Annotated in this window: 18 protein-coding genes; 10 read left to right on the top strand and 8 right to left on the bottom strand. The window is 72.8% G+C overall.

Translation table 11 applies throughout. The annotated features are described in order from the left end of the window. Window positions 1–2: 2 nt before the first annotated feature. Window positions 3–1,319, bottom strand: a complete 1,317-nt coding sequence (locus AQJ66_RS04115; protein WP_061916439.1) for an ABC transporter substrate-binding protein — start codon at window positions 1,317–1,319, stop codon at window positions 3–5. 288 nt (window positions 1,320–1,607) lie between these two features. Here AQJ66_RS04115 and AQJ66_RS04110 point away from each other — a divergent pair, with 288 nt between their 5' ends. Further along, window positions 1,608–3,410: a hypothetical protein gene (locus AQJ66_RS04110; RefSeq protein ID WP_061916436.1), complete on the top strand. Its 1,803-nt coding sequence runs from the start codon at window positions 1,608–1,610 to the stop codon at window positions 3,408–3,410. Between the two features lie 82 nt (window positions 3,411–3,492). On the opposite strand, the gene fusA is transcribed toward AQJ66_RS04110, so the two are convergent. Continuing rightward, window positions 3,493–5,556: an elongation factor G gene (gene fusA / locus AQJ66_RS04105; protein WP_061916433.1), complete on the bottom strand. Its 2,064-nt coding sequence runs from the start codon at window positions 5,554–5,556 to the stop codon at window positions 3,493–3,495. 386 nt (window positions 5,557–5,942) lie between these two features. On the opposite strand from fusA, the gene AQJ66_RS04100 reads away from it, so the two are divergent. Then, the gene (locus tag AQJ66_RS04100; RefSeq protein WP_079060048.1) at window positions 5,943–7,031 is read left to right on the top strand and encodes a DNA polymerase III subunit beta family protein; all 1,089 of its coding nucleotides are present in this window, start codon (window positions 5,943–5,945) and stop codon (window positions 7,029–7,031) included. A 9-nt stretch (window positions 7,032–7,040) separates the two neighbouring features. Here AQJ66_RS04100 and AQJ66_RS04095 read toward each other — a convergent pair whose 3' ends face one another. From AQJ66_RS04095 to AQJ66_RS04085, 3 genes are read right to left on the bottom strand one after another with little or no spacing between them, the layout of a single operon-like run. Then, window positions 7,041–7,379: a hypothetical protein gene (locus tag AQJ66_RS04095; protein ID WP_061916430.1), complete on the bottom strand. Its 339-nt coding sequence runs from the start codon at window positions 7,377–7,379 to the stop codon at window positions 7,041–7,043. A 58-nt stretch (window positions 7,380–7,437) separates the two neighbouring features. Then, window positions 7,438–8,499, bottom strand: a complete 1,062-nt coding sequence (locus tag AQJ66_RS04090; RefSeq protein WP_061916427.1) for a DUF6745 domain-containing protein — start codon at window positions 8,497–8,499, stop codon at window positions 7,438–7,440. A gap of 32 nt (window positions 8,500–8,531) precedes the next feature. Further along, window positions 8,532–8,858, bottom strand: coding sequence for a hypothetical protein (locus tag AQJ66_RS04085; protein ID WP_061916424.1), 327 nt, complete (start codon window positions 8,856–8,858; stop codon window positions 8,532–8,534). A gap of 219 nt (window positions 8,859–9,077) precedes the next feature. Between AQJ66_RS04085 and AQJ66_RS04080 the strand changes: the two genes are divergently transcribed. The 6 genes from AQJ66_RS04080 to AQJ66_RS04055 all read left to right on the top strand — a co-directional run bounded on the left by AQJ66_RS04080 (window position 9,078) and on the right by AQJ66_RS04055 (window position 15,296). Beyond that, the gene (locus AQJ66_RS04080; protein ID WP_061916420.1) at window positions 9,078–10,031 is read left to right on the top strand and encodes an STM4015 family protein; all 954 of its coding nucleotides are present in this window, start codon (window positions 9,078–9,080) and stop codon (window positions 10,029–10,031) included. A gap of 7 nt (window positions 10,032–10,038) precedes the next feature. Next, complete coding sequence (locus AQJ66_RS04075; RefSeq protein ID WP_061916417.1) at window positions 10,039–11,004, top strand: STM4015 family protein; 966 nt, start codon at window positions 10,039–10,041, stop codon at window positions 11,002–11,004. Further along, window positions 10,985–12,142 carry an STM4014 family protein gene (locus tag AQJ66_RS04070; RefSeq protein WP_061916414.1) on the top strand — a complete coding sequence of 386 codons (1,158 nt, stop codon included), beginning with the start codon at window positions 10,985–10,987 and terminating at the stop codon, window positions 12,140–12,142. Before AQJ66_RS04075 ends, AQJ66_RS04070 begins: the two co-directional genes overlap by 20 nt. Before the next feature lie 67 nt (window positions 12,143–12,209). After that, the gene (locus AQJ66_RS04065) at window positions 12,210–13,064 is read left to right on the top strand and encodes an STM4013/SEN3800 family hydrolase (RefSeq protein ID WP_061916411.1); all 855 of its coding nucleotides are present in this window, start codon (window positions 12,210–12,212) and stop codon (window positions 13,062–13,064) included. Beyond that, window positions 13,061–14,431 carry an STM4012 family radical SAM protein gene (locus AQJ66_RS04060; RefSeq protein ID WP_061916408.1) on the top strand — a complete coding sequence of 457 codons (1,371 nt, stop codon included), beginning with the start codon at window positions 13,061–13,063 and terminating at the stop codon, window positions 14,429–14,431. Before AQJ66_RS04065 ends, AQJ66_RS04060 begins: the two co-directional genes overlap by 4 nt. 10 nt (window positions 14,432–14,441) lie before the next feature. Beyond that, a complete protein-coding gene (locus AQJ66_RS04055; protein ID WP_061916405.1) occupies window positions 14,442–15,296 on the top strand; it encodes an STM4011 family radical SAM protein in 855 nt (284 codons plus the stop codon). Between the two features lie 39 nt (window positions 15,297–15,335). On the opposite strand, the gene AQJ66_RS04050 is transcribed toward AQJ66_RS04055, so the two are convergent. The 3 genes from AQJ66_RS04050 to AQJ66_RS04040 form a co-directional block, all read right to left on the bottom strand. After that, window positions 15,336–15,842, bottom strand: a complete 507-nt coding sequence (locus AQJ66_RS04050; RefSeq protein WP_061916403.1) for a DinB family protein — start codon at window positions 15,840–15,842, stop codon at window positions 15,336–15,338. Beyond that, a complete protein-coding gene (locus tag AQJ66_RS04045) occupies window positions 15,839–16,483 on the bottom strand; it encodes a dihydrofolate reductase family protein (protein ID WP_061916400.1) in 645 nt (214 codons plus the stop codon). The genes AQJ66_RS04050 and AQJ66_RS04045 overlap by 4 nt, the downstream gene beginning before the upstream one ends. Window positions 16,484–16,544: 61 nt before the next feature. After that, a complete protein-coding gene (locus AQJ66_RS04040; protein WP_061916396.1) occupies window positions 16,545–17,150 on the bottom strand; it encodes a class I SAM-dependent methyltransferase in 606 nt (201 codons plus the stop codon). Window positions 17,151–17,297: 147 nt separating this feature from the next. Between AQJ66_RS04040 and AQJ66_RS04035 the strand changes: the two genes are divergently transcribed. Together AQJ66_RS04035 and AQJ66_RS04030 are read left to right on the top strand one after the other, a co-directional pair. After that, a complete protein-coding gene (locus AQJ66_RS04035; RefSeq protein WP_244162733.1) occupies window positions 17,298–19,007 on the top strand; it encodes an MFS transporter in 1,710 nt (569 codons plus the stop codon). A gap of 234 nt (window positions 19,008–19,241) precedes the next feature. After that, complete coding sequence (locus tag AQJ66_RS04030) at window positions 19,242–20,447, top strand: L,D-transpeptidase (protein WP_244162741.1); 1,206 nt, start codon at window positions 19,242–19,244, stop codon at window positions 20,445–20,447.

Genomic DNA, 20,447 nt, shown 5'->3' with positions numbered 1-20,447 from the left:
GCTCAGGCCGCCGGCATCTGCTGCTGGGCCTTCTCCAGCTTGGCCCGGACCGAGTCGGTGGTGATCGCGCGTCCGGCGGCGGCGTCGGCGAACAGCTCCTTGACGGCCGTGCCCACCGTCGTCTCGAACTGCGACTCGCTGGGGACCTGCGGCAGCGCGGCGGCGCTGGTGGCGAGGGTCTGCTTGAGGACCGCGGTGGCCGGGGTGTTGAACGCCGCGTCGGACTGGGCGGACTTGACCGGCGGGATGGACGTGTAGGCCTCGTTCAGCGTCTTCTGCTCGGTGTCGCTGGTCATGAACTTCACGAACTTCACGGCGCCGTCGAGGTTGTGGCTGTTCTTGAAGACGGCGATGTTGATGCCGGCGACCATCGAGTCGACCTGGGCGCCGGCGCCGGGCGTGCCGGAGCGCACGGGCACGGGGGCGATGCCGTACGCGTCCTCGCTCATGCCCTGGGACTTGAGGTTGGAGGCGGCGGACTGCCACAGCAGCATGGCCTGCTTCCCCTTGGCGAAGTCGCTGACGGACTGGTTCTGCGCGTACTCGGCGTCACCGGTGGGGATGACCTTGTCCTTGGCCATCAGGTCGACGTAGCTCTTCACCGCGTCCACCACCTTGGGGTTGGTGAAGTCGGGCTTGCCGTCGGGGGTGAAGAAGTCGGCGCCCTGCTGCTTGGCGAAGACGAAGACGTGGTGGATGTTCTCCGAGACGTTGGCGCCCTCGGCGCCGAGGACCGACTTGCCCTTCGCCTTGATCTTCTTGCCGTCGGCGACGAGTTCGTCCCAGGTGGCCGGGGGCTTGGAGATGCCGGCGTCGGCGAAGATCTTCTTGTTGTAGTAGAGCGCGTACGCCATCGAGTACAGCGGCACCGCGGCCGGGTCCTTGCCCTGGGCGCCGGTCGAGCCGAGCGCGGAGTCGACGAAGCGGTCCTTCCCGCCGATCTTGCCGAAGTTCTTCGCGTCCCACGGCAGGAACGCGCCGGTGGCCTGCAGGGAGGCGCTCCAGGTGTTGCCGATGTTCAGCACGTCCGGGCCCTGGCCGGAGGTGGTGGCGGCGAGGATCCGGTTGAGCAGGTCGGACCAGGGCACGACCTCCAGCTTCACCTTGATGCCGGTCTGCTTCTGGAACCGGTCGAGTTCGGGCTGCAGGACCTTCTTGTCGACGGCGATGCTGGCGCCCTGGTTGGAGGCCCAGTACGTCAGCGTCTTCGGTGAGTCGTCGGACCCGCCGCCGGTCGACGAACCGCCTCCGCAGGCCGTGGCCGCGAGGGCGAGAGACAGGGTGACGGCGCCTACGGCCGCGGCTCGGGTGCTGCGCATGGCTCCTGGTGTCCCTTTCCGGGAGTCGAGACGTGCGGGGGGCGTCCGGCGGCGGAGCCGCCACTCGTGCCCCTCACGGCTTAATTTAGGACGTGAGTTAATAGCCGTCGGAGCCGCGCGTCAAGGGATCCGGCAGCAACGGTTGCGCATCTCGGCCCCGCACCGTGGGGGACCGCGGAATTTCTGTCGCACCTCTTGACGCATCCTTCAAGCCACTGAAGCATCCATCGGCGAGAGAGCGCTCCCCCACCCCCACTTCGTTCACTTCCTGAACCAGGAGAGCCGCGCATGTCCTCTTCCTCCCCATCCGTCGGGCGCCGGACCGTCCTCGGTGCCGCCGCGGCGGCCGTCCCGGTGGTGGCCGGTCTGACCACTCCGGCCTCAGCCGCCTCGCCGGCCGGGGCGGCCGCCCCGGCCCGCACGCACCGGCGTCCCCCGCGCGCCCTGCACGGCGGGGGCGACCTCGGCCCGAACGTCCTCGTGTTCGACCCCGCCACGCCCGGCATCCAGGACCGCCTCGACGAGGTGTTCGCGCAGCAGGAGTCGGCCCAGTTCGGAAGCGGCCGCTACGCCCTGCTGTTCAAGCCCGGCACCTACACCGGCCTCAACGCCCAGCTCGGCTTCTACACCTCGATAGCGGGCCTCGGCCTGTCCCCCGACGACACGACCATCCACGGGGACGTGACGGTCGACGCGGGCTGGTTCAACGGCAACGCCACGCAGAACTTCTGGCGTTCGGCGGAGAACCTCGCCCTGGTGCCGGCGAACGGCACCAACCGGTGGGCGGTGGCCCAGGCGGCGCCGTTCCGGCGGATGCACGTGCGCGGCGACCTGAACCTCGCACCCTCCGGCTACGGCTGGGCGAGCGGCGGCTACATCGCCGACAGCCGCATCGACGGCCAGGTCGGGCCGTACTCGCAGCAGCAGTGGTACACCCGCGACAGCGTCATCGGCTCCTGGCTCAACGGCGTGTGGAACATGGTGTTCTCGGGCGTGCAGGGCGCCCCCGCGCAGAGCTTCCCGAACCCGCCGTACACCACGCTGGACACCACTCCCGTCTCCCGGGAGAAGCCGTTCCTGTACGTCAGCGGCGACGAGTTCCGGGTCTTCCTCCCGGCGAAGCGCGTCGGCGCCCGGGGCGTCACCTGGGGCAACGGCACCCCGCGCGGCACCTCGCTGCCGCTGTCCCGGTTCTACGTCGCGAGGCCCGGCGTCAGTGCCGCCACCCTCAACCAGGCGCTGGCCCAGGGACTGCACCTGCTGCTCACCCCGGGCGTCTACCACGTGGACCAGCCGATCCGGGTCGACCGGCCGGGCACGGTCGTCCTCGGCCTCGGCTACGCGACGATCGTCCCGGACAACGGCGTCACCGCCCTGAAGGTCGCCGACGTGGACGGCGTCCGTCTCGCCGGGTTCCTCCTGGACGCCGGGCCGGTCAACTCCCCGACGCTGCTGGAGGTCGGCCCGCCCGGCGCTTCCCGGGACCACTCGGCCGACCCGACCACCGTGCAGGACGTGTTCGTGCGCATCGGCGGCGCGGGCGCCGGCCGGGCGACCACCAGCATGGCGATCAACAGCCGCCACACCATCGTCGACCACACCTGGGTGTGGCGCGCCGACCACGGCACCGGCGTGGGCTGGGAGACCAACCGCGCCGACTACGGCGTGGTGGTGAACGGCGACGACGTCCTGGCGACGGGCCTGTTCGTGGAGCACTTCAACAAGTACGACGTGCAGTGGTACGGGCAGCGCGGCCGGACGATCTTCTTCCAGAACGAGAAGGCGTACGACGCCCCGAACCAGGCCGCGATCCAGAACGGCTCCGTCAAGGGGTACGCCGCCTACAAGGTCGGCGACAATGTGACCGCGCACGAGGCCTGGGGCCTGGGCAGCTACTGCTTCTACAACGTGGACCCGACCATCGTCCAGCACAGCGGCTTCGCCGCCCCGCAGCGGCCGGGGGTCCGGTTCCACGACCTGCTGGTGATCTCGCTCGGCGGCAACGGCCAGTACGAGCACGTCATCAACGACACCGGGGCGCCGACGTCGGGGACCTCGACGACGCCTTCGACGGTGGTTTCGTACCCCTGAGACCCCGTGCGCCGAAGCGCCGCAGGGGTTCGTGTCGCGCACCGGGCTGGTGCGCGACACGAACCGCGGACGGGCGGCCCGGCTACCGGGAGGCCACCGTCACCGCCGCCGGCGCCTGCGCGTGACCGGCCGGGCGGGTGGTGAAGGTGCCGCGGCCCTGGGTGCGGCTGCGCAACCGGGTCGCGTAGCCGAAGAGTTCGGCCAGCGGCACGGTGGCCGTCAGGACCGCGCGGCCGCCCCGGCTCGCGGAGCCGGTGACCCGGCCGCGCCGGGCGGCCAGATCGCCGAGCACCGCACCGAGCCCGTCCTCGGGCGCGGTGACCGTGACCTCGACCACCGGCTCCAGCAGGGCCACCGCGCAGGCGTGCAGCGCCTCGCGCAGGCCCTGCCGGCCGGCGGTGCGGAAGGCGGTGTCGGAGGAGTCCTTCACGTGGGTCGAGCCGTCGGTCAGCGTGACCCGCAGCCCGGTCACCGGGTGACCGCCGAGCGGACCCTCGGCGAGGGCGTCCCGGCAGCCGGCCTCGACCGCGCGCACGAACTCCTGCGGCACCCGGCCGCCGGCCACCGTGGACCGGAACTCGAAGCCGGTGAAACCGACTTCGCCGCCCAGCGGATCGACGTCGAGGACGACGTGGGCGAACTGCCCGGCGCCGCCGTCCTGTTTGACGTGCCGGTGGACCAGTCCGCTCACCCCGCGTACGACGGTCTCCCGGTACGCGACGCGGGGACGACCCACGGTGACCTCCGGTCCGCCGTCCCGGCGGATCTTCTCCACCGCCACCTCCAGGTGCAGTTCACCCATGCCGGACAGCACCGTCTGCCCGGTCTCGGCGTCGGTGCGGACGACCAGCGAGGGGTCCTCCTCCGCCAGCCGGGCCAGCGCGGTCGCCAGCCGGCCGGTGTCGGTGCTGCGGCGCGCCTCGACGGCCACGGACACCACGGGCTCGGCGGCCGCGGTCGGCTCCAGGAGCAGCGGGGCGCCGGGGTCGCACAGGGTCGAGCCGGCCCGCGTGGCCTTCGGGCCCGCGAGCGCGACGATGTCACCGGCGACCGCGCGGTCCAGCTGGATATGCCGGTCCGCCATGACGCGCAGGATCCGCGTCACGCGTTCGGTGCGCCCGGTGCCCGGGTCGGCCACGGTGTCTCCCTTCTCGAGGGCGCCCGAGTAGACGCGGACGTAGGTCAGGCGGCCGGTGCCGCCCGCGTGGACCTTGAACGCGAGCGCCGCGAACGGTGCGCCGGGGTCGGCGGGGCGCCGCTGTTCGGTGTCCTGGTGGACGCCGCGTACGGCGGGCACGTCCAGCGGTGACGGCAGGTAGGCCACCACCGCGTCCAGCAGCGGTTCGATGCCGCGGTTGCGGTAGGCCGAGCCGCACAGCACGACCACGCCGTCGCCGGTGCGGGTCAGGTCGCGCAGGCACGCGGTGAGGGTGGCGGCCGACAGCGTCTCCCGGTCGCAGAACTCCTCCAGGGCGGCCGGGTGCAGCTCGGCCACGGCCTCCTCCAGCGCCCGGCGCCGCCGCAGGGCCTCGTCCCGCAGCGACTCGGGCACCGGCCCCTCCACGGCCGCGGCGTCGCCGTCGGCCCAGACCAGGGAGCGCATGCGGACCAGGTCCACCACGCCGGTGAAGCCGTCCTCGGCGCCGATCGGCAGCTGCACGACGAGCGGGACGGGATGCAGCCGTTCCCGGATCGAGTCGACGGCCCGGTCGAGGTCGGCGCCCGCGCGGTCCAGCTTGTTGACGAACGCGATCCTCGGCACGCCGTGCCGGTCGGCCTGCCGCCACACCGACTCGCTCTGCGGCTCGACGCCGGCGACGGCGTCGAAGACGGCGACCGCGCCGTCGAGGACGCGCAGCGAGCGTTCGACCTCGTCGGCGAAGTCGACGTGGCCGGGGGTGTCGATGAGGTTGATGCGGTGGCCGTCCCAGGCGCAGCTGACGGCGGCGGCGAAGATCGTGATGCCGCGGTCGCGTTCCTGCGGGTCGAAGTCGGTGACGGTCGTGCCGTCGTGCACCTCGCCCCGCTTGTGCGTGGTGCCGGTGGCGTACAGGATCCGCTCGGTGACGGTGGTCTTGCCGGCGTCGACGTGGGCGAGGATGCCGAGGTTGCGGACGACGGCGAGGGTGCTGAGGTTGGTGCGCACGGCCCGTGGCCTTTCTGCGGAACTGCGGTTCGAAAAGAGGGCAGCGCGATTTCCCGGACGAGGAGACGCGGGAGACCGTGAACTCGCCTGTGAAAGGACGGAGTTCGGGTTGGTGAACCGGGTCAGAGGGTGGTCGCGGGCATCCGGTGCCGGCCGCGCAGCGGGCACCGGACGGACGAGGACACCAGGATCACCTCGGACCGCGACGGGGGAACGACGACGGCGGTACGGTCACGCACGGCGGGCTCCCTTCGGTGGTCACGGTTCGGCGGTGCGTGCCGAGTCTAGGAAAGGGGCCGGGCGGCGGACAGCGAATTTCTCGCGGTGGCCGCCGAGTTGACCCTCGACCTTGTCGAGGGCCCAGAGTCCCGGGTGTGGAGAACGAGATGCGCAGCATTGGGGAGATGGCCCGGGACAGCGGACTGAGCGTCAGTGCGCTCCGCTTCTACGACCGTGCCGGTGTGCTGGTCCCGGCGTGGGTGGATCCGGTCAGCGGCTACCGCTGGTACGACCCCGAGCAGTGCGGCGAGGCCCGGTTGCTGGCCCGTCTGCGGCGGGCCGGCATGCCCCTGGCGGACATCCGGCTGGTCCTGGCCGGCTGGTCCAGCGCGGATCCGGACCTGGTGCACGGGCTCTTCCGGGCGCACCTGCGCCGCCTCGAACTGGGGCTGTCCGATGCCCGCAGGGAGTTCTCCACGCTCCGAGCGCTACTCGACCACGACCACAGGGAGAACCCCATGACGTCACTGCGCACCGCCACCGTCCGGCTGACCGTCACCGCGCCGGAGCTGGCCGCCGCCCTGGACGCGGTCCGTTTCGCCGCCGGCACGGACCCGGAGCTGCCGATGCTCGCCGGGATCCTGTTCGACGTCGACGGCGACGGACTGAACGTGGTGGCCACCGACCGCTACCGGATGGCCGTCGCCCGGACCGCCGCCACCGGGTACGACGGGCCCCGCGTCCAGGCGATCGTGCCGCTGCCCCTCGCCGAGGCGATGCGCGCGCTGGCGCAGGGCGCGGAGCCGGTGCGGCTCACGGTCGACGGTGACCGGGTGTCGCTGGACTCCGGCGACCGCCAGGCGGCCGGCCCGTGCCTCGACCACGACTTCCCCGACTACCGCCGCCTGGTCCGGCTGCCGGCCGGCCGCCGGGCCGTCGTCGCCACCGCTGCCCTCCGGGAGGCACTGGAGACCGGCCCGGTGCGGGCGGGCGAGCCGCGCCGGCCGGACGGCGAGCCGCACGACGTCAGCGTGCTCAGGGTGTCGGACGACGGCACGGTGACCGTCTGCGCGGACGGGGACGACGACCAGGGCGCCGTGGGCGTCGACCGGGAGTTCCTGCTGGACGCGCTCACGGCCGGGGCCCGCGACGAGCTGGTCCTGGAGTTCGGCGCCCCTACGGCACCGCTGGCGATCCGCCGGCCCGACGACGAGGGCGCCTTCTCGATCCTCATGCCGGTGCGCCTGGACGACTAGCGTCAGGCGTCAGGGCACTTCGGGCCGCACGAGTGCCCTGGCGAAGGGCTCGCCGCCGCGCCGGGCGTACGTCATCCGCTCCCGGACCTCCCGCAGGGTGCGGGGACGGTAGCCGGGCCCGCCGCAGCAGCTCTTGTGGAAGCCGACGCCGGCGTGAAGCAGGACCGACAGGGTCCGCCACGCCGCGACGTCCCTTCGGCGCGGTGCGGCGAAGGCGGAGCCGGCGTGGATCAGCGGCTGAGCGCAGCGGGGGCAGATCCGCTGCCTGCCCTTTCCGTAGGCGTCGTAGGGCTGCTTGTAGGAGGCCCGGCAGGGCAGGCAGACGTAGGAGGTCTTCGCGTGGGCCATGCCCGCAGGGTAGGCGCCGCCGGATGCCGGACTCGACGGAATTTCGGCCGGCGCCGGCTCAGGTCTCCCTCTCCGGTGTGTAGTCGGCCTCCTCCAGTCCGAAGGTCCAGGCGACGCCCTCCCGCGCGGTCCGGACCCGTGGCGGGACCCGCAGCCAGTAGACGCGGTGGGTGCCGTCGGGCTCCGGCGTGGAGTTGACCACCTCGACCATGACCAGCGGCTCGTCCCCGTCCAGGTCGATGCGCCACAGCACGCCCGCCTCGTCCCGCTGCACGGGTTCGGCCCCGGACTCCTCCAGGTACCGGTCGTAGCCGTAGTGCTCGAGCATCACGCGGCGCAGCTCGGCGTTCTCCTCCTCGCGTATCCGCTCGGGCGTCAGTCCGGCGAGCTCCGCCAGGAACGCGGCGGGGACCGGCATGCCGCGCCACGCGTACAGGGCGAACCCGTCGGGGAAGGCGAGCGCCGGTCCGTCCCCGCGGTCCAGCCGGCCCGCCTCGTCGCGGTGCAGTTCCCCAGGGCGCTCGCAGACGACGGCGGTCTTCTCGTACGGCCACCACCAGCCCGCGGCGCGGGCGACCGCGGCGATCCCGGCGAGGGAGTCCGCGCCGTCCTGGCCGTCGAAGGCGGCCAGCCAGGCCGCGTCGTGCTGGCCCAGGACGGCGTCGAGCAGCACGAGCCGGACGGCCTGCTCACCGCCCTCCTCCCCGGCCGCCGAGGCCTCGACCACACCCGTCCGGATGCGCTCGGTCAGCATGGTGGCGCCCTCCCACAGCTGAGCACCCGTCAGCGCCCAGTGCCCGGCCCAGCCGGCCGGCCCGAGCCGGTCGAGGACCCGCTCCCGGGCGGCGGCCCACGGCCGGGTGCGCACCGCCTCGCGGACGCTGCGGCCTGCCGTTCCGTCCGCCGTGAGCCGTGCGGCCAGGGCCGCGCCCTCGCGGGGCGAGCCCGCCCACACGATGCGCTCCGGCTCGGGCAGGCCCGCCAGCCGGTAGGCCAGGCGCACGCCCGCCTCGGCCGCCGGGCGGTCCGCGGGACCGGTGGCCGCGGCCACCTCGCGCCACCTGGCCGTCGTGTCCGGCTGGGCGGTCTCTTGGACCTGTGCGGCCCGTGCGGTCTCCATCGGTGTCGTCACCGCTCCACTCCCCCGTCGTCTCAGTCCGCCACGACGCGGACCGCGCCGGGCACGTATTCACGCTGGCGCACCACGCGGTACCAGCCCTTGGGAAGCGGTATCGCCGCGTGCTCCTCGTGCACCACCCGTCCGCCGTCGGGGAGGTGGAGCCAGGAGGCTCCGAACGGGCCGGTCTCCCGGGCCAGCGTCCCGGGACCCACCACGGCGTGCGCGTGTCCGGTGACCTCGCCGAGGGCCAGCACGAGCCTGCCGAGCGCGTCCCGCGGCTGTTGCGGCAGCCGGTCCGTGCCCGACGGCACGTCCCCCTCCGCCACGGGCACGATCAGGACGTCCCCCTGCCGGTACATGCGTGTCTCCCTTCCCGCCGGCGCCTCGCCGACCGATGTCCACGACGCTACGCGCGGGGTCTGACAACGCGTCGGGAACGCCTCCCGGACTGCCCTCGCCCTCACCGGAACCGCGCCGGAGGCGGCTTGTCCACAGCCCGTCACCGGCGTTGTCAGAGCCGCTTGGTAGAAATCTCGGGCGAGCAACTCACCGTGTCCGGGTCCCAGGAGGCCAGCGCCATGTCCCATGTCCAGCACCTGCAGGAACTGCACGGCCTGCCGGCCTTCGACTTCCCCGCACCCGGGGAGCAGCGGGACCTGCCGGAGGCCGGCGCCGTGGCCTGGCGGCTGGCCGTCGACCCTTACGAGAACGACGAGGAGGGGTTCGGCGATCTGTGGGACCGCTTCCTCGGCTCGGTGGACTGCGCCGGTGTCCGCGCGATCGTCGTGGGTCAGTGGGGTGAGGCGTACGACAACGACTCCGGTGACATCGTGCGGCTCCTGGTCGACGCCCGGGACCGGCTGACCGCCCTGCGGGCCGTGTTCGTCGGGGACCTGGAGATGGAGGAGGCGGAGATCTCCTGGATCGAGCAGTCCGACGTCACCCCGGTCCTCGACGCCTACCCGCTGCTGGAGGAGTTCGGGGTCCGCGGCGGCACCGGGCTGCGCTTCCCGGCGGTCGCGCACAAGCACCTGCGCGTGCTGCGCTTCGAGGCCGGCGGCCTGCCCGGCGAGGTCGTGCGCGGTGTCGCCGCCAGCGAACTCCCCGCGCTGGAGCACCTCGACATATGGCTCGGCGTGCAGGAGTACGGCGGCGACGCGACGGTGGCCGACCTCGCGCCGCTGCTGGCCGGGGGACGCTTCCCGGCACTGCGCCATCTCGGCCTGCGCAACAGCGAGATCCAGGACGAGATCGCCGCGGCCGTCGCCGCGGCACCGGTCGTCGCCCAGTTGACGTCGCTCGACCTGTCCCTGGGAGTGCTCACCGACGAGGGCGTGACGGCGCTGCTCGGCGGCCAGCCGCTGACCCACCTGACCCGGCTCGACCTGCACCACAACTTCGTCACCGAGCCGGTGGGCGGGCGGATCCGGGCGGCGCTGGAGCCGTCCGGCGTCGAGATCGACCTGTCCGAGCCCGGTGACCTGTGGGAGGACGACGGCGTCGTCCACCGCTTCACCGCCGTCGCGGAGTGAGGCCGTCATGACCTTCGCCGATCACTTCGACACGTTCCACGGGCTGCCCGTCCACACCCTGCCCGAGCCCGACGACGAGGAGCTTCCGGCCGCGGACGCCGTGGCCTGGCGGCTGGACTGCTTCGCGGCCGGGGAGCTGCCGTTCCCCGAGCTGTGGCGCGGCTTCACGGACCGGGTGCCCAGCACGGAGGTGCGGGCCCTCGTCGTCGGGCCCTGGTGGGACGACGAGTACGGCGAGCTGCGTCCGGCGCTGGAGCTGATCGTGGCCGACGCGCCGCGCTTCCCCGCGCTGCGCGCGCTGTTCCTCGCCGACGTCACCGGCGAGGAGTGCGAGATCTCCTGGCTGCAGCTCACCGACGTCACCCCCGTCCTGGAGGCCTTCCCCCTGCTGGAGGAGTTCGCCGTGCGCGGCGGGGACTCCCAGGGACTGGGCGAGGAGCCGCTGTCGCTGCGCCCGGTGCGCCACGACGCGCTGCGCGTGCTGCGGTTCGAGTCGGGCGGCCTGCCGGGTCAGGTGGTGCGGGCGGTCGGCGCCAGTGAACTGCCCGCCCTGGAGCACCTGGAGCTGTGGCTCGGTGTGTCGCGGTACGGGGGCGACGCGACGGTGGCCGACCTCGCACCGCTGCTGGCCGGGGGACGCTTCCCGGCACTTCGCCAGCTGGGGCTCCAGGACAGCGAGTTGCAGGACGAGATCGCGGCGGCGGTCGCCTCGGCACCGGTCGTCGCCCAACTGGATTCGCTCAGCCTGTCCATGGGCACCCTCACCGACACCGGTGCCGGGGCCCTGCTCGCCGGCCAGCCGCTGACCCATCTGAAGCGGCTGGACCTGCACCACCACTTCCTCAGCGAGACCATGGCCGACCGGATCCGTACGGCCGTCGGTGCCGCCGGGACCGAGGTGGACCTCTCCGAGCACCAGACTCCGCACCGCTGGCGGGACGAGGAGTGGCGCTATGTCGCTGTCTCCGAGTAGCACGGCGCCCGGCCGCGGCCCGGACGCCCCGGTGCCCGGTCCCGGACTGCGGTTCGCGGTCGTCGGCAACCCCGGGAACCGGCGCACGACGATGTTCGCCGACGCCGTGCGGGCGGCGGGCCACCCGGCGCCCCGGGTGCTCGCGTGGCGGGACGTGCTGCGCGGGCGGTACGCCTTCGCGCCGGGCGAGTTCGTCCGGATCGACTCCCCCGGAGAGGACGCGGAGGTGGACCGGCTGCTGCGGGACACCGACGACCCCACCCGGGTCGAGGGGACGGCCCTGTGGCACCGCCGTTTCACCGCAGCGGTCCGGGAGGTGACGGGGGAGGCGCGCCGTGCGGGCGCGCTGGTGTCCGCGGACCCGGAGGAGGTCGCGGTCCTGTTCGACAAGCGGCGCTGCCATGCCCGGCTCGCCGCGGCGGGGGTCCCGGTCCCACCGGCCCTGACGGGTCCGGTCGACGGCTGGGACACACTCAGGGAGCGGCTGAGCGCGGCCCGCTTCTCCCGGGCGTTCGTGAAGCCGGCGCACGGCTCGTCTGCCTCCGGGGTCGTGGCGCTGTCGGTGGCGGGCCCCGGCCGGATCAAGGCGACGACCTCGGTGGAGACCGCTCCGGACGGCCGCCTGTACAACTCCCTCCGGGTGCGCCACCACACCTCGGAGACCGAGGTCGCCGCCCTCGTCGACGCCCTGGTCCCGGACGGGATCCACGTCGAGCGGTGGCTGCCCAAGGCCTCGCAGGGTGGCCGGGCCGCCGACCTGCGCGTGGTCGTCGTCGCGGGACGCGCCACGCACGCCGTCGTACGGACCAGCCGGCACCCCATGACGAATTTGCACCTCGGTGGCGCCCGCGGTGATGTGGAGACGGCGCGCGCGGCGATCCGGGCCGCGGGAGGCGACTTCGCCGGCGTCCTGGAGACCGCCGAGCGGGCGGCCGCGTGCTTCCCGGGCATGCTGTGTGTCGGCGTGGACATCCTGCCGTCCACCGGATGGCGCCGGTTCACCGTCGGGGAAGTGAACGCCTTCGGGGATCTGCTGCCCCGCCTCACCGGCCTGCCCGGCAGCGGCGCCGAGGGCCTGGACACCTACGCCGCGCAGGTCGCCGCGGCACCGGCCGCCGCACGGCGAGCGGAACGCTAGGAGCACCACCATGACACGCACCACACGCACCGCCACGCCAGGCAGCACCACGACACCGCCGCCTGACATGAACGAGGTCGTGGGCAGCCACGACCTGCTGCTGGTCACGCTCGACACCCTTCGCTACGACGTGGCGCAGGAGCTGGCGGCGGCCGGCCGCATACCGAACCTGGCCCGGCACCTGCCCGGCGGCGCCTGGGAGCGCCGGCACGCCCCCGGCAGCTTCACGTACGCCTCCCACCAGGCGATGTTCGCGGGCTTCCTGCCGACGCCGGCCGCGCCGGGCCCGCATCCACGGCTCTTCGCCGCCCGTTTCGCGGGCAGTGAGTCCACCGCGGGCGGCACCTTCGTCCACGACACCGCCGACCTGGTCTCGGGTCTGGCCGCCGTGGGTTACCGCACCGTCTGCATCGGCGGGGTGGGCTTCTTCAACAAGCAGGCCCCGCTGGGCTCCGTCCTGCCCGGAATGTTCCAGGAGAGCCACTGGGAGCCGGAGTTCGGGGTGACCTCCCCGACCTCGTTCGAGGCGCAGGTGGCCTGCGCCGAGAAGGTGATCGCCGGCCTGCCCGCGGAGCAGCGGCTGTTCCTCTTCGTGAACGTGGCGTCCCTGCACCAGCCCAACTGGTTCCACCTGCCCGGGGCCACCCGCGAGGCGGGCGACACGCGGGCCAGCCACGCCGCGGCGCTGGAGTACGTGGACCGGCACATGGGACGGCTCCTGGCGGCCGCGGCCGGCCGCCGCCCGTGCTTCGCCATCGTGTGCTCCGACCACGGCACCGCGTACGGCGAGGACGGCTACACGGGCCACCGGATCGGCCACGACGTCGTCTGGACCGTGCCCTACGCCCACTTCTTCCTCGAGTCCTCCCGCGACTCCGCCGCCGCACCCTCTTCCGGCCCCTTCCTCGGCGAGGACCGATGACCAGCACCGTGACCGGCACCGAAGCGGCGGCCACGCCCGCCGTGCGCCCCTACGGCCAGTACGTCTACGCCTATCCGCACAAGACCGCGTACCGTCCGCTGGACCGCGCGCACGCGTCCCTGCGGGCGCTGTGGGCGGACGAGCCGAAGGACGCCCTCTCGCTCTACTTCCACATCCCCTTCTGCGAGGTGCGCTGCGGCTTCTGCAACCTGTTCACCCGCATCGGGGCGCCGGACGGCCTGGCCACCGCCTACCTGGACGCCCTGGAGCGGCAGGCGGGCGCCGTGCGCGAGGCGCTGGGCGAGGGGGCACGGTTCGCGAACGCGGCGTTCGGCGGCGGCACGCCGACCTTCCTGGAGGCCCCGGAGCTGGAGCGGCTGTGCGACCTGGCCGAGCAGGGCCTGGGCGCCGACCTGAGCGCGATCCCGCTGTCGGTGGAGGCCTCCCCCGCCACGGCGACCGCCGACCGGCTGGCCGTGCTGGCCGCCCGCGGCGCCACCCGGCTGAGCCTGGGCGTGCAGAGTTTCGTCGACGCCGAGGCGCGCACGGCCGTACGTCCGCAGCGCCGGGCGGACGTCGAGGCCGCCCTCGCCCGGATCCGCGACGCCGGCATCCCCGTTCTCAACATCGACCTGATCTACGGCATCGACGGCCAGACCGAGGAGTCCTGGACCCGTTCCCTGGACGCGGCCCTGGCCTGGCGGCCCGAGGAGCTGTACCTGTACCCCCTGTACGTGCGGCCGCTCACCGGTCTCGGCCGGCACCGCGACCGGGCGGCCGGCGAGGCCGCGTGGGACGAGCAGCGGCTGCGGCTGTACCGGCACGGCCGCGACCACCTGCTCGCGCACGGCTACGAGCAGGTGTCGATGCGCATGTTCCGCCGTACCGGCGCCCCCGCCACCGGCGGCGACGACTACGCGTGCCAGACCGACGGCATGGTGGGTCTCGGCTGCGGCGCCCGCTCGTACACCTCCGCGCTGCACTACTCCTTCGACTACGCGGTGGACATGCACCGCATACGCGGGATCATCGACGCGTACACGGCCCGCTCGGCCGACGAGTTCCGCCACGCCGACTTCGGCTGGGAGATGACCGGGGACGAGTCCCGGCGCCGCCATCTCCTGCAGTCGCTGCTGCAGGCCGAGGGCATGCCGGTCGCGGAGTACCGGTCCCGTTTCGGCGCCGCGCCCGGCGACGACTTCGCCGGCGAGCTGGACCGGTTCCGCCTCCTGGGCTGGCTGGACGACTCCGCCGGCCCGGAGCTGCTGCGGCTCTCCCCCGAGGGCCTGGCCCACTCCGACGCGCTGGGCCCCGAACTGTTCTCCGCCGCCGTGCGCGAGCGCATGGCCGCGTACGAACTCAAGTGACGGAAGCCCCATGGACCTGACGATCCTCTACCGCGGCCCGCTGGCGTCGTGCGACTACGACTGCCCGTACTGCCCCTTCGCCAAGCGCCGCGACAGCCGCGCCGAGCTGGCCGCCGACCGCGCCGCGCTCGAGCGGTTCGCCGACTGGGCGGCCGCGCAGCGGGACGACCGGCTCTCGCTGCTGTTCACGCCGTGGGGCGAGGGCCTGGTGCGCTCCTGGTACCGGCGTACGCTGGCGGAGCTGAGCCGGCTGCCGCACGTCCGCCGTGTCGCGATCCAGACCAACCTCAGCTGCCGCACGGACTGGCTGGACACGGCCGACCTGGACACCCTCGCCCTGTGGTGCACCTTCCACCCCGGGCAGACACCGTACGAGCGCTTCGTGGCCAAGTGCCGGGACCTGGCCGCCCGCGGGGTCCGCCACAGCGTCGGCGTCGTCGGCCTCCCCGAGCACCTGGAGTCCGCGCGCCGCCTGCGCGCCGACCTGCCCTCCGAGGTCTACCTGTGGGTCAACGCCGCCGAGGGCCACACCTACACCGACGCCGAGGCCGACCGGTGGACCGCCCTCGACCCGCTCTTCCCGTACAGCCGCCACCCGCACCGCAGCGCGGGCCTGCCCTGCCGTACGGGAGAGTCCGTCATATCGGTGGACGGCGAGGGCACGGTGCGACGGTGCCACTTCGTACGGTCGGAGCTGGGCAACCTGTACGACGGCTCCTACCGGCGGGCCCTGCGCCCCCGCGCCTGCCCCCTGGCCGTCTGCGACTGCCACATCGGCTACGTCCACCTGGAGACGCTGCCGCTGTACGACGTCTTCGCGGGCGGGGTCCTGGAGCGGATCCCCGCCGCGCTTCCTTCGCGGTGAAGCGTTACTGCGTTCAGGACGTCTCGGCGGGCGGCCGCGTCAGGTCAGGACCAGCCAGCGGCGGCCGTCGAGGAGTTCGCGAGCCGCGTCGAGGTGGCCGGCGTGGCAGGCGGTCTCGGTGATGACGTGCAGCAGGACGTCCCGCAGAGTGTGCAGATGGGGTTCGCCGAACAGGTCGTGGGGCCACCAGGCCAGGGCGGTGTCCCCGGGAGTGGTGGTGACGACGGCGTCGGCGAGCTCCGCCTCCTGCCGGTACCGGTCGAGCACGTCGACGGCCGGCACGTCCGGGGCCACCTGCCATGCCTCGTCGCCGCTCGTCAGGCCGCGGATGACCTCCTCGTTCCCGGCGGCGACCGCACGGAACCAGAACCGCTCGACGTCCAGTGTCAGGTGCTGGACCAGCCCCAGGCAGTGCCATCCGGAGGGCAGCACGGGTCGCCGCAGGGCCTTGTCGTCGAGCCCGTCGAGGATGCCGAGGACGTGGCGCCGCTGCCCGTCCAGCACCCTGAGGAGCGCCCCGGTCCCGCTGTCGCCGCCCACCGTCACTTGCGCCAGAACAGGTGGTGCGTCACGCCGCTCGGGCTGGGCACGACGTCCAGGTGGAACCGGTCGAGCAGCTCGTCGGGGGACTCCCAGAGGCGCAGTCCCGACCCGAGCTTCACCGGTGAGACCGCCACGTGCAGGGTGTCGACGAGGTCGGCGTCGAGGAACTGCCGGATGGTGGTGACCCCGCCGCCGAGCCGGACGTCCTTGCCCTGCGCCGCCTCCCGGGCCTGCTGAAGGACGGCGGCCGGGCTGCCGTCGACGAAGTGGAACGTGGTGTCGGACAGCGTGAACGAGGGCCGCTTGTGGTGGGTCATGACGAACACCGGGGTGTGGAACGGCGGCTCGTCACCCCACCAGCCGCGCCAGTCGTGGTCGGTCCAGGGGCCGCGCTGGGGGCCGAACTTGTTGCGGCCCATGATCTCGGCGCCGATGTTGCGCGCGAAGTCCCGGGTCAGGTAGTCGTCGAGGCCCCGGCTGCCGCCGGGCTCGGTGCGCATCGGCCAGCTCGCCGTGGCACCGGCCCAGGCGAACAGCCTCGCCGGATCGACATGGCCGAACGGCCTCTCGAGGGTCTGGTCCTCGCCGGCGGCGATCCCGTCACTCGAGACGTTGAAGTTCTGCACCCTCAGCAGCTGACTCATGTTTTCCTCCGGTATTGCCGACAACGAGGGTCAGACTCCGGGGGCCCCGGAAACTCATCGGTCAGCGGCGGTGGACGCTGACGGCGTATCCGCCGCCGGTGTAGGGGTCGGCGTCCCAGGTGGCGAAGCGGTCGACGAGGGTGAGGCCGGCCGAGGCGCAGCAGTCGTCGTACTGCGGCAGGGTGATGCCGGGCGGCACCGGCAGGTGGGCCTCGTCCAGGCCGAAGCCGGCGACGAGCAGGCCGCCCGGGCGCAGGGACGCGGCCAGGCGCCCGACCACGGTGGCCTCGGTACCGGCGGCGAGCAGCGGGAAGACGTTGCCCGCGGCGACGACGAGCTCGAAGTCGGCGGCGATGCCGAGCAGGGCCGGGTCGAACCCGGCCAGATCGGTCTGGAACCACGGGAGCGCAGGGGCCTGCCTGCGCGCCTCCGCCAGCATCGAGGCGTCGAGGTCCACGCCGACGCAGTCGTACCCCAGCTCCGCGAGCCGGATCATGACGCGTCCGGTGCCGCACCCCGCGTCCAGCACCCGCGCTCCGGGAGGCACGAGCGCCGCGCAGAACCGCGCCTCGCCGTGCACGTCCTTCCCGCTGCCAGCCAGCGCCGCGAACCGCGCGGCGTAGTCCTGTCCGGACGTTCCCCCGGTGAGCTGCTCCCAACGACTCATGACGGCAATCCTAGGCCGCCTCGGGTCCTGGCCCTGAGAGGTCACGTTTCGGTATCCCCCCGCACACCCCTAGGTCGTACCGACTGGTCGGTACTAGCCTCTGCGCACATCCCACCGGGCCCATGGGCCGACTCCAGGAGCCGCCGCATGACTGCCATGCCCGCTTCGCCCGACGACACGAACCTCGGGCCGGCCGACGCCGGCACACCGGAAACCCCCCACCGCGCCGCCCGGCTGTGGCGCCGCGAGCTGGACCACTACCCCGTCACCTCACACCGGATGGCGTACCTGGCGATCGTGGTGCTGACCACCGTCGTCCTGTACTACGCCCTCTACGTGCAGTACGCGGTCGCGACGTCGATCATCACGCACTTCCACATGACCTACGGCTACTTCGTGTGGGTCAGCGTCATCGGCAACGGGGTCGGCGCCTTCGCCTCGCTCGTCGCGGGTCTCGCCGACCGCTGGGGCCGGGCCAACATGGTGGTCTACGGGCTTCTGATGGCCGCCCTGCTCAGCCTCCTCGGCCTGCCCAACGCCCCGGACAAGGGCACCTACCTGGTGCTCTTCGCCGCCCTCAGCTTCATCGAGGGCATCGTGCTGGTGGCCACTCCGGCACTGATCCGGGACTTCTCCCCGCAGCTCGGCCGAGCCACCGCGATGGGCTACTGGACCATGGGCCCGGTCATCGGGAGCCTGGTCGTCACCGTCGTCACCAGCAGCACCCTGTCCTTCGCCGGCTGGCAGGACGAGCTGCGCTACTCCGGCTGGGCCGGGCTCGCCGTCTTCGCACTGGCACTCCTGGGACTGCGCGAGCTGTCGCCCCGGCTGCGGGACCAGATCATGGTGAGCCTCCGCGACCGTGCGCTCGTCGAGGCGCGAGCCAAGGGCGCGGGTCCGGCGACGGCGGCCGGGAGCCACTGGCGGCAGATGCTGCGGCTGGACATCGTCGGCTCGGCCACGGCCATCAGCCTCTTCCTCCTGCTCTACTTCGGCGCCGTGGGGAACTTCGTCGTCTACTTCGCCGCGACCTTCGGCTACAGCGAGCAGCGCACCAACGGGCTGGCCAACTGGTACTGGGCGGCCAACGCGGTGGCACTGGTGGCGGCGGGGCTGCTCTCCGACAGGCTGAGGGTGCGCAAGCCGTTCATGATCGTCGGAGCCGTCGGCTCGCTCGCGGCCACCACGCTCTTCGCCCTGCGCGCCACGGAGCCGGGCACCGGTTACTACACCTTCGCCGCACTGTTCGTCGCCATCGGTGTGCTCACCGGCGTCACCTACGCGCCCTGGATGGCGAGCTTCACCGAGACCGTGGAGAAGCGGAACCCGGCCGCCACGGCGACCGGCCTGGCCGTGTGGGGATGGATCATCCGGGCGGTGGTCGCGGTCTCCACGGCGTTCGTCCCGGTCGTGGTGACGTCGGCGACGCCACTGGTCGAGCACGGAGCCGAGGTGAAGGCCGCAAGCGTCCGGGCCGCCCCCGCTCTGGCCGTCATCGACGCGCACCCGCGGCTCTTCGCCAAGCTCGGGGCGTACCCCCCGAACGCGGTCCCGCCGGCACTGGCGGCCCAGGCGGCCCGCGAGGTCGGGGAGAAGGACCTGGCGACCGTGCGCAAGGCCCAGCCGCAGTTGGCGCTGCTGCGACGCTACGGATCCCAGGTGAAGAGCGCCGCGGACCAAGGCCCCGGACAGTGGCGCACCTGGTGGCTGATCTGCGCCGCCGGCCAACTGATCTTCCTGCCGTTCATCTTCGTCATGGCCGGCCGCTGGAGCCCGCGCAGGGCCCGCGAGGAGGCGGTGGAGCACCAGCGTGCGGTGGATCGCGAACTGGCGGTCCTCGCCGAGCAGGGCGGCTGATCCCACGGCCACCCCCCGACGAGCCTGGGCGGGCAGTCGGTGCGCCGCCCGCCCAGGAACGCGCCCAGGACGGTGCGTGTAATTCGCCACAATCACTACCTTCGAGGCGAATGAATGCGTAAAGGTGGATTTTCGCAGCCGGTTGCGCTCCCCCCGTTAACCAGCTCAGGAATCCACCGACCAGTCGCATGGGAGAAGCGTTTGATCACGGCACGTAAACGACGCACCGGGCTGATGGCCACGGCCGGCGTGTTCGGCGGCGTCCTCGCACTCACGGCCCTCGGCGGCACCGCCGGCGCCGCCACCGGCGGAAACGACGCCGGGAGCCCCCCGAAAGCGCAGGCTCCGGCGGGTCAGGCGGGCACCCAGGACGCGTCCGACGCCCGCATCAGGTTCACGCCCGGGCAAGGTGCGTACAACGTCGGGATCGACCGCCCCGTCGCCGTCAGCGTCACCGACGGCAAGCTCACCAAGGTGACCATGACCGCCGTCGCGACCGGTACCGAGGTTCCGGGCACCCTGGCCGCGGACGGCACGTCCTGGAAGCCGGACGGCCGGCTGGAGCGGGCCACCAAGTACCAGATCGCCGCGGAGGCCGTGGACGCCCAGGGCCGCTCCGCCAGCGCAGGCGCGACGATCACCACGGTCTCCCCGGCCAACGACTTCGTCGGGCACCTCTCCCCCGAGAACGGCTCGACCGTCGGCGTGGGCATGCCGGTGACGGTCACCTTCGCCAAGGCGATCAGCGACAAGGCCGCCGTGCAGTCGGAGATCCAGGTCAGCTCCAGCAGCGGCCAGCGGGTCGTCGGCCACTGGTTCGGCGGCACCCGCCTGGACTTCCGCCCCGAGAACTACTGGAAGCCCGGTTCGACCGTCACCGTCAAGCTCCACGTGCACGGCGCCCAGCGGACGGTCACGTTCAAGATCGGCCGGAGCCAGATCAGCACCGTCGACGCCAGGACGAAGCAGATGACCGTCGTCCGGGACGGCAAGACGATCAGGACCATCCCGATCTCGTCCGGCAGCGCCGAGCACCCGACGTACAACGGCCGGATGGTCATCTCCGAGAAGTACCGGCAGATCCACATGAACGGTGCGAGCGTCGGCCTCACGAAGGACGGCAAGCCCGCGTACGACATCCAGGCCGTGCCGCACGCCATGCGCCTGACCGACTCGGGCACGTTCATCCACGGCAACTACTGGGGCGCCGACTCGGTCTTCGGCAAGGTCAACACCAGCCACGGCTGCGTCGGCCTGAAGGACATCCGGGGCGGCGGCGACGGCAGGCTGCCCGCCGCGTGGTTCTTCGACAACTCGATGATCGGCGACATCGTGGTCGTCAAGAACTCCCAGGACAAGACCCCGCTGGCCCCGGGCAACGGCCTCAGCGACTGGAACATGCCGTGGACCGAGTGGGTCTCCGGCAGCGCGACCCCCTGA

The sequence above is a fragment of the Streptomyces bungoensis genome (assembly GCF_001514215.1).
Taxonomy (GTDB): domain Bacteria; phylum Actinomycetota; class Actinomycetes; order Streptomycetales; family Streptomycetaceae; genus Streptomyces; species Streptomyces bungoensis.
The sequence above is the reverse complement of the archived record's forward strand: the minus strand, read 5'-3'. Positions and strand labels throughout refer to the sequence as shown.

Bases quoted from the DNA above. Each gene is read 5' to 3' on its own strand.
- AQJ66_RS04115 (WP_061916439.1), bottom strand. From the start codon at position 1,319: ATGCGCAGCACCCGAGCCGCGGCCGTAGGCGCCGTCACCCTGTCTCTC.
- AQJ66_RS04110 (WP_061916436.1), top strand. From the start codon at position 1,608: ATGTCCTCTTCCTCCCCATCCGTCGGGCGCCGGACCGTCCTCGGTGCC.
- AQJ66_RS04100 (WP_079060048.1), top strand. From the start codon at position 5,943: ATGCGCAGCATTGGGGAGATGGCCCGGGACAGCGGACTGAGCGTCAGT.
- AQJ66_RS04095 (WP_061916430.1), bottom strand. From the start codon at position 7,379: ATGGCCCACGCGAAGACCTCCTACGTCTGCCTGCCCTGCCGGGCCTCC.
- AQJ66_RS04090 (WP_061916427.1), bottom strand. From the start codon at position 8,499: ATGGAGACCGCACGGGCCGCACAGGTCCAAGAGACCGCCCAGCCGGAC.
- AQJ66_RS04085 (WP_061916424.1), bottom strand. From the start codon at position 8,858: ATGTACCGGCAGGGGGACGTCCTGATCGTGCCCGTGGCGGAGGGGGAC.
- AQJ66_RS04080 (WP_061916420.1), top strand. From the start codon at position 9,078: ATGTCCCATGTCCAGCACCTGCAGGAACTGCACGGCCTGCCGGCCTTC.
- AQJ66_RS04075 (WP_061916417.1), top strand. From the start codon at position 10,039: ATGACCTTCGCCGATCACTTCGACACGTTCCACGGGCTGCCCGTCCAC.
- AQJ66_RS04070 (WP_061916414.1), top strand. From the start codon at position 10,985: ATGTCGCTGTCTCCGAGTAGCACGGCGCCCGGCCGCGGCCCGGACGCC.
- AQJ66_RS04065 (WP_061916411.1), top strand. From the start codon at position 12,210: ATGAACGAGGTCGTGGGCAGCCACGACCTGCTGCTGGTCACGCTCGAC.
- AQJ66_RS04060 (WP_061916408.1), top strand. From the start codon at position 13,061: ATGACCAGCACCGTGACCGGCACCGAAGCGGCGGCCACGCCCGCCGTG.
- AQJ66_RS04055 (WP_061916405.1), top strand. From the start codon at position 14,442: ATGGACCTGACGATCCTCTACCGCGGCCCGCTGGCGTCGTGCGACTAC.
- AQJ66_RS04045 (WP_061916400.1), bottom strand. From the start codon at position 16,483: ATGAGTCAGCTGCTGAGGGTGCAGAACTTCAACGTCTCGAGTGACGGG.
- AQJ66_RS04040 (WP_061916396.1), bottom strand. From the start codon at position 17,150: ATGAGTCGTTGGGAGCAGCTCACCGGGGGAACGTCCGGACAGGACTAC.
- AQJ66_RS04035 (WP_244162733.1), top strand. From the start codon at position 17,298: ATGACTGCCATGCCCGCTTCGCCCGACGACACGAACCTCGGGCCGGCC.
- AQJ66_RS04030 (WP_244162741.1), top strand. From the start codon at position 19,242: ATGGCCACGGCCGGCGTGTTCGGCGGCGTCCTCGCACTCACGGCCCTC.